We start from the raw sequence: 12,833 nt of genomic DNA, 5'->3' as shown, positions 1-12,833 counted from the left end.
TACACGATCGGCCCGCGGGGCCGAGGGAGCGCGCCCCCCGAATGAGGGGCGCGCCAGGGATTCACTCCTCGGGGTGGAGGACGCGGCGCAGGAAGGAACGGGTGCGTTCCTGCTGCGGGTCGCCGATGACCTGCGCGGGAGTGCCGTCCTCGACGATCACGCCGCCGTCCATGAACACCACCCGATCGGCCACCTCACGGGCGAAGCCCATCTCGTGGGTGACCACGAGCATGGTCATGCCCTCCTCCGCCAGCTTCCGCATGACGGTGAGCACGTCACCCACCAGTTCGGGGTCGAGCGCCGAGGTGGGCTCGTCGAACAGCATCAGGTCCGGGTTCATGGCCAGCGCCCTGGCGATCGCCACGCGCTGCTGCTGACCGCCCGAGAGCTGGCCCGGCAGGGAGTCGCACTTGTCGCCGACGCCCACCTTCTCCAGGTTCTCCCTTGCGACGACCTCGGCTTCCTTCTTGCTCCGCTTCAGCACCCGCTGCTGGGCGATCATGACGTTCTGCAGCGCCGTCATGTGCGGGAAGAGGTTGAACTGCTGGAAGACCATGCCGATGTGCCGCCTGACGGCGTCGATGTCGGCGTCGGGGTCGGTCACCTCGACCCCTCGTACGAACACCGTGCCCTTGGTGGGCTGCTCCAGCAGGTTCACGCAGCGCAGCAGGGTCGACTTGCCCGACCCCGAAGGGCCGATGACGCAGACCACCTGCCCGGTCTCGACCGCCAGGTTGATGCCCTTGAGCACCTCGTTACGGCCGAAGTATTTGTGCAGGTCCCTGACGTCGATCGCGTGCGTCATCGGGCGCTCCCCTTACGTCGCTCGAGCCGGGACGCGAGGTATCCCAGCGGGATCGTGACGATCAGGTACGTCACGCCCGCGACCATGATGGGCGTGGCGTTGGCGTACTGGGAGGCCAGGTCGTTGCCGAACTTGGCCAGCTCGACGTACTCGCCCGAGACACCGAGGAACAGCACCAGCGAGGAGTCCTTGAGCAGGGCCACGAACTGGTTGGTGGTCGGCGGGATGACCATGCGGATGGCCTGGGGGATCACCACGGTGACCTGCGCCCGGGTGGCCGACATGCCCAGCGACCTGGCCGCTTCGGTCTGACCCTTCGGCACGGCCTGCAGGCCCGCGCGGAAGACCTCCGCCTGGTACGCCGCCCCCACCAGGCCCAGCCCCAGGATGCCCTGTCCGTACGTGCCGAAGGGCACCTGGAAGCCGGGCAGCGCGAGAGGCAGGAACGTGATCATCAGGAAGATCAGCAGTGCGGGGAGCCCGCGGAAGATCTCGATGTAGACGATCGCGATCCACCGGTACGGCCGGACCTGCGAGAGCCGCATGAGCGCGAGCAGCAGCCCCAGCACGAACGAGAAGGCGAACCCACCGACCGCGTAGATGATCGTGTTGCGCAGCGCGATCGTGAACAGGTCCGGCAGCGCGTGACGCGCGACGTCCGGCTTGGCGAAGTTCTGGGCCAGGCCGCCCCAGTCCGCGTACAGGACCAGGGCGACGAGCGCGACGGCCAGGACGACGTACTGGACGCCCCGGCTGATCCGCTGCTTCTTCCGAGGGCTGAGCCTGGCGCGGGCAGGCTCAGCCGTCTTCGGCTGGTCGGCCATGGATCAGCCCAGCTCGCCGGGCTTCTTGCCGAACCACTTCACGTAGATCTTCTCGTAGGTGCCGTCTTGCTTGGCCTTGGCGATCTCTTCATTGATCGTCTTGAGCAGCGCCGGGTCGGCGCCCTTCTTCAGGCCGATGCCGTACTGCTCGCCGGTGTCCAGGCTGCCGATCAGCTCGAACTTGGCGGCGATCTCCGGCTTCTTCAGCCAGGTGAGGACGACCGGCAGGTCCTGCACGATCACGTCGGCCTGCCCGGCCTGCAGGGCCAGCAGCTCCTTGGCCGAGTCGGCGTACTCGGTGGGGTTGAGGCCCTGCTTCTTGACGTAGTCGAGGCCCGTGGTGCTGGCCTGGGCGCCCAGCTTGAGGTTCTTGGCCTTGACGTCCTCCAGCGACTTGGCGCCCGTGCCCTTCTTGGCCAGCAGCGCCTGCGTGGCGTCGAAGTACGGGTCGGAGAAGTCGATGTTCTGCTTGCGCTCGGGAGTGATCGTCATGCCGGCGGCGGCCACGTCGCACTTGCCGGCCGCCATGGCCGCGCCGCTCTTGATGACGGCGAAGTCGATGTCCACGATGTTCTGGGTCACACCGAGCTTCTTCGCGGCGAGATCGACGATGTCCACGTCGAAGCCGACGATCTTGCCGCTGGCGTCCTTGAACTGGAACGGCTCGTACGGGATGTTCGTGCAGACCGTGAGCTTCCCGGGCTGCACCAGCTTGACACCGCCCGCCGCGGAGGCGCTGGCGCTGGTCGTGCTGCCGGAGCTCGAGCCGGAGCCGCCGCCGCACGCGGACAGCGTGAGAGCAGCGATCAAGGCGAGCGCGCCGGCGGCGTAGCCACGGCGGCCCTTGGGACTGAGGGCCATGTACGGCCTCCTCGAAGTGAAATACCACGAAGCTTGCGTTTTGTGCAGTTTAAATGGGGTTTCGCAGCGGTCCGTCATCGGAGATTTAACGATGCGTCAACGGAACGGCGTCGGCGCCGACACCGAGACCATCTCACCATGTGGCACGATAGTGAGACGGGTGACCCCCGTACCCCTCTGAGACGACCGACGAGGGGATCCTGGCAGCTACCGAAGCCAGCCCGCTCGCGCTCGTTCGCCGAAGGTTTCTTCCGCTCCCGATGACTACAGGGGTCGCTGTGGCTGTCACGCCCGCTTCTGCTTCCGTTGAGAAACTCGATCTCGATCCGGCTTTCGCGCTGCACCGCGGCGGCAAGCTGGAGGTCCGCTCGACCGTTCCCGTCCGCGACGCGGACGACCTCTCGCTCGCCTACACGCCCGGCGTCGCCCGGGTCTGCACCGCCATCGCCGAGACGCCCTCGCTGGTCAACGACTACACCTGGGTCTCCAACGTGGTCGCCGTCGTCTCCGACGGCACCGCCGTGCTCGGCCTGGGCGACATCGGCCCCTCCGCCGCCATGCCGGTCATGGAGGGCAAGGCGCTGCTGTTCAAGCAGTTCGCGAACGTCGACGCCGTCCCCATCTGCCTCGACTGCACCGACGTCGACGAGCTCGTCGAGACAGTCGCGCGCCTCGCGCCGTCGTTCGGCGGCATCAACCTGGAGGACATCAGCGCCCCCCGCTGCTTCGAGGTCGAGGACCGGTTGCGTGAGCTGCTCGACATCCCCGTCTTCCACGACGACCAGCACGGCACCGCCATCGTGGCGCTGGCCGCGCTCCAGAACGCCGCCCGCCTGACCGGGCGCTCGCTGGGCGACCTGCGCGCCGTCGTGGCCGGAGCGGGCGCGTCCGGCGTCGCGGTCACCCGCATCCTCCTGGAGGCGGGCATCGGCGACATCGCGGTCTCCGACTCCAAGGGCATGATCTACGAGGGCAGGGAGGGGCTCAACCCCGTCAAGGAGGCCCTCGCCCGCGACACCAACCGCGCGCGTCACACCGGCTCGACGGAGGACGCGCTGGCCGGCGCCGACGTGTTCCTCGGGCTGTCCGGGTCCACCGTGTCCGAGCAGGCCATCGCCTCCATGGCCGCCGACGCCATCGTCTTCGCCCTGTCCAACCCCACGCCCGAGGTCCACCCCGAGGTGGCCGCCAGGCACGCCAGGGTCGTGGCCACCGGGCGCTCCGACTTCCCCAACCAGATCAACAACGTGCTCGCGTTCCCCGGGGTGTTCAGGGGCGCCCTGGACGTGCGTGCCTCCTCCATCACCGAGAACATGAAGGTGGCCGCGGCCGACGCGCTGGCGGGCGTCGTCGGCGACGACCTCTCGCCGACGTACGTCATCCCGAGCCCGTTCGACGAGCGCGTGGCGCCCGCCGTGACGGCCGCCGTCTCGGCCCAGGCCCGGGCCGACGGCGTCGCCCGCCTCTGACCTGCCCATGACGGGGGCCTCTCTGATTTAGTGGGGGCCCCCGTTTTGCTGTCCCTTGGGAAACACCCTTAAACCTTTACTCAAGGTGATATAACAATAGCTCTCTGTAAGGATGTGGGCGCCCACTCCTGCGACGAGGAGAGCGATGGAACGCGAGCCAAACCGACTGCTGCGGCAGCTCATCTCGGAGGCAGGGTTCTCCCACAAGGGACTGGCCAGGTGCCTCAACGATTGGGGAGCTGCGCGTGGCACTCCGGGTCTCAAATACGACCACAGCTCCGTGCTGCGCTGGATCGGCGGCCAGAGGCCACGCGATCCCGTGCCGAGCCTGCTCACGGAGATATTCGCGATGCGGCTGGGCCGACCGGTTACCCCGGAAGACCTGGGCATGCCCGCCATCCTCACGCCCCTCGATCTCGGGCAGGAGTTCACGCACACGTGGCAGGAGGGGGTGGCGACCGTGACGGCGCTCTGGCGGGCCGACGTAGAAAGACGGAGATTCCTCATCGACTCGACTTTCGCCATTGGGGCAGGCTCGGTAGGAGCCGTCCGCTGGCTGACATCCCCATCCCAGGGACATCCGAGCGGCACGGGCGCGCGGCGGGTGGGCCGCGCCGACATCGCCGCCATCCAGGAGGTCACCCGATCGTTCGGCGAGCTGGACAACCGCTTCGGCAGCGGCCGCGTCCGCTCTTCCGTGGTCAAATACCTCGACACCGCCGTCTCGCCGCTGCTCAAGGACGGCCTGTACGGCGAGGCCACCGGCAGGCAGCTGGCCGCCGCGGCCGCCGAGCTGACCCGCCTGGCCGGCTGGATGGCCTACGACATGGAGCAGCACGGCCTCGCCCAGCGCTACCTCATCCAGGCGCTCCGCCTGGCCAGGGGCGCCGACGACCACACTCTGGGCGGCGAGATCCTGGCCGGCATGGCACACCAGGCCATCTACATGGGCCAGCCCGCCCACGCCCTCGACCTCGCCAGGGCCGCCCAGATGTCCGCCCGCCGCGCCGGCGTCCACACGCTGCTGGCCTCCGCCCACGTCCTCGAGGCCCACGCCCACGCGGGCCTGGGCGACGCCCGCTGCTGCGGCGCCTCCCTGCACGAGGCGGAGAGCGCCTTCGACGCGCGCAAGGCGGCCGACGAGCCCGCCTGGCTGAGCTACTTCGACGAGGCCTATCTGTCCGCCAAGTTCGCCCACTGCTTCCGCGACCTCGGGCAGGGCGAGCGGGCCGTGCGGCACGCTCGGCGGTCGCTCGACATGGACTCCCGGTACGTCCGGGGGCGGATGTTCAACCTGTCGCTGCTGGCCGCGGGGCTGTTGCAGAGCGGGGAGCTGGAGGAGGCCTGCTCCGCCGCCGCCACCGCTTTCGCGCTGGCCGGGGAGCTGCAGTCGGCCCGGACCCGGTCTTACGCGGCCGATCTGCGGCGGCGGCTGGAGCCGTACAAGAACGAGCGTGCTGTGCTGACGCTGCGGGAGAAGTCGCGCGAGCTCACGGCCGTGTGACTTCGGGGCGTCGAGCGGCCACTTCGGGACGTCAAGCGGCCGGGGGCGCTCGCCTTTGAGTCCTTGAGCGCCCCCGGCCGTCCTTGTTTTACTGCAGGAGCTCGCCGTTGGGGCCGACGATCTTCTTGGTCTCGGCGTACTGGGCCTTCGCGTACACGTCGGCCACCTCACCGTCGAAGATGGCCGAGCTGATGTAGTCGATCCGGCCGTTGCCGTCGTTGTCGTGGAACAGACTGGTCACGCCATTGACGTAGCCGGTGCGCTTGGCGTTGTCGTACTTGATGAGCCACGGGCCGCCGTCGGCGCCGGGGGTCATGGAGCACTTGAGCAGCTGGTGCGTCTCGACCCTGAACGTGTTGATCTGGTAGCTCTTGGTGGCGGTCTTGCCGGAGCAGAACTTCGGCGTCACACCGGAGAACGGCCGGTCGCCGTCGGGGTGCGGGGCGGCGGGGTAGCCGAACGCCGTCACCTGCTGGCCCAGCGGCTGGTTCCAGGCCACACCCTGCCCACCGACCACGTCACCGAGCCGGCCCATGTCCTTGGCGATGCCGATCATGTAGTGGGCCTCGTAGTACTTACGGGAGGTGCCGGGCTTCACCCACTTCTGGGTGAAGTAGTGGGTGATGGTGTAGTTGCCGAACTCGTCCGGCTTAGTGCCCTTGTCGCCGGGCCCCTTGTACGCGTCCCAGGCGGCCTTGTCGACCTGCTCCACAACCGGCTCGCCGAACTTGAAGCCCTGACCCCTGCCGCTCTTCGCATCCTTGTACGCGGCCGGGGTGACCTCCAGCTTCTCCAGGACAGCGCCGGCGTAGTCGGGGCCTACGAGGTCGGCAGGCTTGTCCTCACCCTCCGACCAGCAGTCGCCGAGGGTCAGCTGGCACTTGAGGAAGTCCGTGGCACTGATCTCGCGCGGCTTGACCCACTTGTCGCCACCCCACGCCTTGAACTGGCTCCGCGAAACGTCCTTCTCGCCCGCCAGCGCGAAGCCGTTGTGCACCGCCACGAACGCGAAGTCGCCGTCGTAGTCGTCGTAGGTGTCAAGGTCGTAAGCCGTGAAGGCGTAAGCACCCGTGTAAACGCCGAAAGGCGCCTTGCCCTGGTAGTAGCCGGGAACGAAAATCCACTTATCGTAGACGTCGTCCTTGCCGTTGGCGAAGACGCAGTGGCCGGCGGTGGCGACCAGGTTGCGGTTCCTGGACTGGATGGACGTCGCCGAGCACCAGCGGTACTGGCCGGCCTTGTCGAGGAAGAAGACCTTGCCGATGGTCTTCGGGAAGTTGACGTTCTTGGTGGTGGTCGGCTTCGTCGTGCCGGTGGGGCCGGTCATGCCGGGCTTGCCGTCAGGGGCGCCGTTGCTGCCGGACGAGACGATCTTGGACACGCTCTTGGTGTCAAGGCGGTACTCGGTGGCCTTGCGCAGCGCGGCCCCGTTGGAATCAAGCCAGAAGTAGGCGGCGCCGTACGCGTCGGCGGGCTTGGGCTGGAGGTTGTCACTGGCCCAGCTGGGGGCGGCACTGGCGGGGACGGCGAGGGCGGCAGCGCTCAGGCATGCGGTTGCCAGGGGGACGAGCAGGCGCTTCACGGGAGGCTCCACTGTTGTCAAAAAGGGTGTAAAGACCCTATCGACCCTTTAGTCACTCTGGTAAGTCAGGCACCAGATTTCTCAACAAAAAGGCCGAAGGGCCCGGCAGGATGCCGAGCCCTTCGGTTTTGCTACTGAACGACGAACAAGTCTTCGTTCCGATCCGCAGCGAACTACGGGATGAGCTTGCCACTCCAGGCCTTGGCAGCAGCCTGGTAGATGACGTTGGTCTCACCGTCGAAGTAAGGCGAGGTGATCGTGTCGTAGCGCTTGTTGCCGTCGACGTCCGCGATGAGGCTGGTCACACCGTTGACGTAGCCAAGACGCTTGGCGTTGCTGTAGTTGGCGAGCCAGGGGCCACCGTCGTAGCCGGCGGTCACGGCGCACTTCAGCGACAGCTGCTCCTCGACCCGCTTGGACGGGATGAGGAGGGCCTTCTTGGCGGTCTTGCCGTAGCACCACTTCGGCGTCACACCGGTGTACGGCTTGCTGCCGTCCAGGTGCGGGCCGTAGGGGTAACCGAAGGCGCGAACGACCTTACCGGCCGGCTGGTTCCACGCGAAGCCCTGACCGCCAACAACGTCGCCGAGGCGGCCGATGCTCTTGATCTTGTGGCTGACCACGTAGAAGTCGGTACGGTAGTACTTGGTGGAGGTGCCGGGCACGTACCACGACTGGATGTAGTAGTGGGTGATCGTGTAGTTCCCGAACGTGTCCGCGTCGGCAGACTTCTTGCCCTTGCCGGTGTAGGACGTCCAGGTGGCCTTGTCCACGTTCTCGACGATCGGCTCGCCGTACGGGAAGCCCTGCCCGCGGCCGGTGCCCTTGGCCTTGGCCGCGTTGTACTCGGCCTCGGTGACCTCGACCTTGTCGACGACAGAGCCCACCTTGTCCGGGCCGGCCTCGGTCGAGTTCTTGCCCAGCTCGACGTCGTAGTACACCTTGTCAGGGGTGTTCTGCGCCTTGTCGAACTCGTCCTTGGAGACCTCGACCTTCTTGGTCGAGGTCGCCTGGCCCTTGGCGGCAGCGTCACGGTACTGCTCGTACGTGACCTTGTCCGCGGCGTTGAGCACGCCACCGATGCCGTCGTAGACGGTGACGAAGGCGTAGTCGCGGTCGAAGTCCTCGTACACGTCGAAGTCGTAGTGGGTGAAGGCCTGCTTACCCACGTAGACGCCGAACGGAGCCTTGCCCTGGTAGTAGCCGGGGACGAAGACCCACTTGGACACGACCTCGTCGTTGCCGCCGATGTCGTACACGCAGTGACCGGCCGTGGCGACCAGGTTGCGGTACTGCGACTGGATCGAGGTGCCGGAGCACCAGTACAGCTTGCCGTCAGTGCCCTGGAAGAACACCTTGCCCGTGGTCTTCGGGAAGTTGACGTTCTGGACCTTGGCGGCGACCTTCTTCTCCTCGCCAATGGGAGCGGTCGAGCCCGGCTTGGTGTCCGCGCTGTAACCGCCACCGGAGGAGAGCTTCTGCACCTCGAGAGCGTCCGGGTTGAACGCCGTGGCCTGCTTGAGGGCCGCGTTGTTCGACGCGGTCCAGAAGTTGAGGGTCTCAACCGCCTGGGCCTGAGTCGCCAGCGCGTCGCTGGAGAGGGTGTCGTCGGCCTGGGCGGTGCTGGCCAGACCAGCAGCCAGCAGACCGGTGGCCAGAATGGCGCCACCGGCGGGGAGGAGGATGCGCTTCACGGTAACTCCTTGCTCTGTCGTGGAACGCCTCTTGCGTCCCATGCGTCAGTAAAGGGATAGCCAGGAACATACAGTGTCGATCTTGCTAACCGGTAGCCGCTTTAGAAGGAAAAGATGCGACAAGCCGGGCGTGACCGTTCTGTGATGTTTAAGCGGCTGATGCCCATGAGGCGAAAGAAGCTCGCCTTGCCACCATTTGCCCTGATCAACATAAGCGCGTTGTCAGCGTTGCCCGCGGGGCTGAGGCGTCACCTCGACCGCGGCCGAATCGGCCATGTGATGCAGATCACATTAGATTCATGGCACCGTCTGGGCGCCCCATGCGTCCAAGGCGCCTTCACTTTCGGCGGGAACGCCGAAGGGCCCGGCAGGATGCCGGGCCCTTCGGTTGCAACGGTTATACGAACGGTCTATGACCGGTCGCTATCCGTTACTTCAGACAATCTTGCCGGACCACGAAGCCGCAGCCGACCGGTAGACGGTGTTGGTCTCGCCGTCGAAGTACGGCGACGAGATGTAGTCCACGCGGCCGTTGCCGTCCTGGTCGTTGAAGGTGCTCACGACACCGTTCACGTAACCGAGACGCTTGGAGTTGCTGTAGTTGTACAGCCACGGGCCACCGTCGGCGCCCTCAGTGAAGGCGCACTTGAGGGCCACGTGCTCCTCGATCTTCTTGGCAGCCGAACCGACCAGCTTCTTCGTGGTCTTGCCGTAGCACCACTTCGGAGTAACGCCGGTGTAGTTCTTGTTGCCGTCGGGGTGAGGAGCCGCCGGGTAACCGAACACGCGGACAGCCTTGCCCGTGGGCTGGTTCCAGGCGAAGCCCTGGCCGCCGACGACGTCACCGAGGCGACCGGCGTCCTTGGCGAAGCCCTCGATCACGTAGTAGTCGACACGGTAGTACTTGGTGCTCGTGCCCGGGACGTACCAGTCCTGCACGTAGTAGTGCGTGATCAGGTAGTTCCCGAACTTGTCCGGGCCTTCGCCCTTGGCGCCGGGGCCGTCATAAGCCTGCCACGTGGCCTTGTCGACGTTCTCGACGACCGGGTCGCCGTAGACGAAGCCCTGACCGCGGCCGTTGCCCTTGGCCTGGGCGGCCTCGTAGTCAGCCTTGGAGACTTCCTTCTTGTCGACAATGGCGCCGGGGTGGTCCGGACCGGTGACCTTCTTCGCTGTACCCGGCTTGATGTCGTAGTACAGGAACTTGTTCGGGTCCTTGATGGCCGACAGGTATTCCTTCTCGTCGACCTCGGTCGCCTTGTAGTCGGTGACCAGACCCTTGGCCTGAGCGTCCTTGTACTCGTTGAGGGTGACCTTCTTGGCCGACCCGGCGCCGAGCTGGACACCGTTGTACACGGTGACGAAGGCGTAGTCCCTGTCCCAGTCCTCGTACACGTCGAAGTCGTAGTGGGTGAAGGCCTGCTTACCCACGTAGATCCCGAACGGAGCCTTGCCCTGGTAGTAACCGGGGACGAAGACCCACTTGGACATGACGTCCGAGTTGGTCGCCGTGTCGTACACGCAGTGACCGGCCGTGGCGACCAGGTTGCGGTACTGGGACTGGATCGAAGTAGCGGAGCACCACTTCTTCTCGCCCTTGCTGTTCACGAAGAACACCTTCCCGATGGTCTTCGGGAAGTTGACGTTCTGCACCTTGGCGGTGGTCTTCTTCTCCTGGCCGATCGGAGCCGTCGAGCCCGGCTTCGTGTCGGCGCTGTAGCCGCCCTTGCTCTGCAGCTTGGCGATGTCGCCCTTGTCCCAGACGTTGGACTCCTTGGCGGCCCGGAGGGCAGCGCCGTTGTTGTCCGCCCAGAACTGGGCAATGGCCTTGGCGTTCGCCGCACTCGTCGCCATCGGGTCGCTGGCAACGTCGCTGTTGGCCTGGGCGGTGCCGGCCAGGCCGGCAGCCAGAAGGCCGGTAGCCACGAGGGCGCCACCGGCGGGAATGAGGATGCGCTTCAAGGGAACTGCTCCTTGCTCTGTCGTGGGTCGCAACTTGCGTCCCATGCGTCAGTAAAGGGATAGCAAGGAACATAGCGTGGTGATCTCCGCAGGTGGAACCCGGTTTGGGCGATCCGGTAGTCGGCCTTACCGCCGTTACCGTGCTGTTACCAGTCAGTGATCTTCGCGCGCGGTGATTGGATAGTTACGTTTTCGCTGGGTATAGAGGGGTTGTGGCTCATGGTACTGAAGTGCCGTTAGTGGCCCACCACGCACTGTAGTCAGCTGAACGTGACTTAGATCACAGGAACCGGATTGGCGCCTAATCCGTCTAAGACGTTCCAATCCTCACAGGTGATCTTCAGGTTGAGCCTGAAACCCCTCCGGAACGCCACTCGGAGCGGGCAGTTGTGGGGCCGCCTATATATAGGCGCCCACTGGATTGGTGCCGTCCTCGCCGGGAGGGAGGGGTCGGCGAGGACGGCCGTCGGTTGGCAGGCGGGTCTTGGGGGAGCGACCCGCGGCCAGTCCTATGTGAACTGAGCGCCTGAGGCGCCTCAGTGGGCTTCTGTGGCGATGCGCCACCGGCCATGGGAAGTGGCTGACCAGCCGAAGCGGCAGTTCGTTGAAACTATCGCCGCTTCTGGATCGGGATCTAGAGGTCTCTCTGCCTGACTATCGCGGTCAGGTGGGCGCGCAGGCTGATCAGCACCGGATCACTGGTGGTTCGCTTGGGCCGCGGATGTTGTGTTATCTCCGGAGCCTCGTCCTGCCGCGCTCGAGGAACATTCTTCTGAGCGGTCTCGACTGCGGCCAGCAGTCGCCGCCAGGTGCCATCGGCCGTCCAGTGACGCTGGTGCCGGTAGATGGTCACCCAGCAGCCGAAGCGCTCGGGGAGATGGCGCCAGCGCAACCCGGTGCGGGCCTGGTAGAGGGCGCCGTTGATCATGATGCGGTGTTCATCCCACCGATCTCCGCGCTTGTCGCCTCGGGGAAGCAGCGACGCGAGTCGCTCCCACTCGGCGTTCGTCAGATCGCCTCGATGCATAAGCTCATCGTGACAAGGCAAACACGGTGTGTCAGCGAATTCAAAGAAGATCTTCGTGAGAGTTTGTTGATCGAGCTCCGCGCCGCGCTGGTGGCCGACGTTCTCTTGCCGTGCAGTTGGAGCTATGGGAAGGGCCGTGAGCAGGCTTGAACCGCCGGCACGATGCGCCAGGGTGGTTCTCCTCGAAGGGCCAGAAGCCATTGCCGCACAGGCGGAAGCCGACAAGCACGCGGCCACGGATGCCGACGGAGCGCTGTGGGACGTCGCACAGGGCACCGCTGAAGCAACGTATATATGGGCGTATTTACTGGCTGACAGTCATGTTCTCGACAAGAGGAAGAAGCCATTCAATGTCAGGCAGTCGATTGCGGGAGAGCTGTCGGAGGCCCTTCCATGTGATCGTGACTGTTTCCCGTGAGGAGATCGGCGCCGTGCTGGCGCGGTATCTCGCTGCCGCTCCCCACCGAGGACTTGCCACGGCTCCGCTGATCTCGGCTCTTGGGGTGAGTGGCGATGTGGCCTCACGGAGGACCTTTCCTCTGCACATCACCTGTAGCGCGGTCGTTGTGGATGCCGTCGGCGACGTCCTGATGATCTGGCACCGGGAGCACGGGCGGTGGCGCTTGCCTGGTGGGCATATCGAGCCGGAGGATCCCACCATGTACGGCGCCGCTCTGCGTCGGCTTGAGGCGGTGATCGGTGTTGCCTGCTATGACACCATCCCTGCGGTGCCGGATGATGACATTCCGGTGGATGTCAACGTCCACGCGGTTCCCGCCAGTCCGGTGGAAGGCGAGCCGTCGCATGTGCATGCCGATTTCCGATACGCCTTCATGGCAGACAGAGGCGGGGTGTCCATTGCGGGGAACGCGGACACTGCGTTCGCCTGGCGGCCGCCGTACGAGCTGCTGAGTCCTCGTTTCGGGGCTTCCGCCTCCCGTGGAGTGCGCTTTTCCTGTCGCGGTCGTGGCGCGACGCCGTAGCTTGGCGCGCTCGCTGCGAATCCAAGGATCCTCAGTGTTGCTCACTACGGTGCCGAAAGAGGACTCGCGCTCTTGGGAGGCGCTGTGAACTTCACAGCGCGAAGCGCCCCCTGGAAACGGGT

At 65.8% G+C, this 12,833-nt stretch carries 11 protein-coding genes; 4 read left to right on the top strand and 7 right to left on the bottom strand.

Annotation, left to right across the window (positions count from 1 at the left end; translation table 11 throughout):
• Positions 1-61: 61 nt before the first annotated feature.
• From AB0J64_RS05910 to AB0J64_RS05900, 3 genes are read right to left on the bottom strand one after another with little or no spacing between them, the layout of a single operon-like run.
• Complete coding sequence (locus tag AB0J64_RS05910; protein WP_364021292.1) at positions 62-805, bottom strand: amino acid ABC transporter ATP-binding protein; 744 nt, start codon at positions 803-805, stop codon at positions 62-64.
• Positions 802-1,629, bottom strand: coding sequence for an amino acid ABC transporter permease (locus tag AB0J64_RS05905; RefSeq protein ID WP_364021289.1), 828 nt, complete (start codon positions 1,627-1,629; stop codon positions 802-804). Before AB0J64_RS05905 ends, AB0J64_RS05910 begins: the two co-directional genes overlap by 4 nt.
• A gap of 3 nt (positions 1,630-1,632) precedes the next feature.
• The gene (locus AB0J64_RS05900) at positions 1,633-2,490 is read right to left on the bottom strand and encodes an ABC transporter substrate-binding protein (protein WP_364021286.1); all 858 of its coding nucleotides are present in this window, start codon (positions 2,488-2,490) and stop codon (positions 1,633-1,635) included.
• 278 nt (positions 2,491-2,768) lie between these two features.
• On the opposite strand from AB0J64_RS05900, the gene AB0J64_RS05895 reads away from it, so the two are divergent.
• Positions 2,769-3,959 (top strand): NADP-dependent malic enzyme, encoded by a 1,191-nt coding sequence (locus AB0J64_RS05895; protein ID WP_364021283.1) that lies wholly within the window; start codon positions 2,769-2,771, stop codon positions 3,957-3,959.
• Positions 3,960-4,104: 145 nt separating this feature from the next.
• Positions 4,105-5,463 (top strand): hypothetical protein, encoded by a 1,359-nt coding sequence (locus tag AB0J64_RS05890; RefSeq protein ID WP_364021280.1) that lies wholly within the window; start codon positions 4,105-4,107, stop codon positions 5,461-5,463.
• An 88-nt stretch (positions 5,464-5,551) separates the two neighbouring features.
• Here AB0J64_RS05890 and AB0J64_RS05885 read toward each other — a convergent pair whose 3' ends face one another.
• The 4 genes from AB0J64_RS05885 to AB0J64_RS05870 all read right to left on the bottom strand — a co-directional run bounded on the left by AB0J64_RS05885 (position 5,552) and on the right by AB0J64_RS05870 (position 11,728).
• Positions 5,552-7,045: a hypothetical protein gene (locus AB0J64_RS05885; protein WP_364021277.1), complete on the bottom strand. Its 1,494-nt coding sequence runs from the start codon at positions 7,043-7,045 to the stop codon at positions 5,552-5,554.
• 173 nt (positions 7,046-7,218) lie between these two features.
• A complete protein-coding gene (locus tag AB0J64_RS05880; protein ID WP_364021275.1) occupies positions 7,219-8,739 on the bottom strand; it encodes a hypothetical protein in 1,521 nt (506 codons plus the stop codon).
• Positions 8,740-9,174: 435 nt separating this feature from the next.
• Positions 9,175-10,701 carry a hypothetical protein gene (locus AB0J64_RS05875; protein ID WP_364021272.1) on the bottom strand — a complete coding sequence of 509 codons (1,527 nt, stop codon included), beginning with the start codon at positions 10,699-10,701 and terminating at the stop codon, positions 9,175-9,177.
• A gap of 634 nt (positions 10,702-11,335) precedes the next feature.
• A complete protein-coding gene (locus AB0J64_RS05870; RefSeq protein WP_364021269.1) occupies positions 11,336-11,728 on the bottom strand; it encodes a transposase in 393 nt (130 codons plus the stop codon).
• Positions 11,729-11,864: 136 nt separating this feature from the next.
• On the opposite strand from AB0J64_RS05870, the gene AB0J64_RS05865 reads away from it, so the two are divergent.
• Together AB0J64_RS05865 and AB0J64_RS05860 are read left to right on the top strand one after the other, a co-directional pair.
• Positions 11,865-12,146 carry a hypothetical protein gene (locus tag AB0J64_RS05865; RefSeq protein WP_364021266.1) on the top strand — a complete coding sequence of 94 codons (282 nt, stop codon included), beginning with the start codon at positions 11,865-11,867 and terminating at the stop codon, positions 12,144-12,146.
• Positions 12,130-12,711, top strand: coding sequence for an NUDIX domain-containing protein (locus AB0J64_RS05860; protein WP_364021263.1), 582 nt, complete (start codon positions 12,130-12,132; stop codon positions 12,709-12,711). The genes AB0J64_RS05865 and AB0J64_RS05860 overlap by 17 nt, the downstream gene beginning before the upstream one ends.
• The last annotated feature ends 122 nt before the right edge of the window (positions 12,712-12,833 follow it).

The sequence above is a fragment of the Nonomuraea sp. NPDC049695 genome, assembly GCF_040674955.1.
In the GTDB taxonomy this organism is placed as follows: Bacteria; Actinomycetota; Actinomycetes; order Streptosporangiales; family Streptosporangiaceae; genus Nonomuraea; species Nonomuraea helvata.
The sequence above is the reverse complement of the archived record's forward strand: the minus strand, read 5'-3'. Positions and strand labels throughout refer to the sequence as shown.

Excerpts from the sequence above, each read along its gene's own strand:
- AB0J64_RS05910 (WP_364021292.1), bottom strand. The coding sequence starts at position 805 with ATGACGCACGCGATCGACGTCAGGGACCTGCACAAATACTTCGGCCGT.
- AB0J64_RS05905 (WP_364021289.1), bottom strand. The coding sequence starts at position 1,629 with ATGGCCGACCAGCCGAAGACGGCTGAGCCTGCCCGCGCCAGGCTCAGC.
- AB0J64_RS05900 (WP_364021286.1), bottom strand. The coding sequence starts at position 2,490 with ATGGCCCTCAGTCCCAAGGGCCGCCGTGGCTACGCCGCCGGCGCGCTC.
- AB0J64_RS05890 (WP_364021280.1), top strand. The coding sequence starts at position 4,105 with ATGGAACGCGAGCCAAACCGACTGCTGCGGCAGCTCATCTCGGAGGCA.
- AB0J64_RS05870 (WP_364021269.1), bottom strand. The coding sequence starts at position 11,728 with ATGCATCGAGGCGATCTGACGAACGCCGAGTGGGAGCGACTCGCGTCG.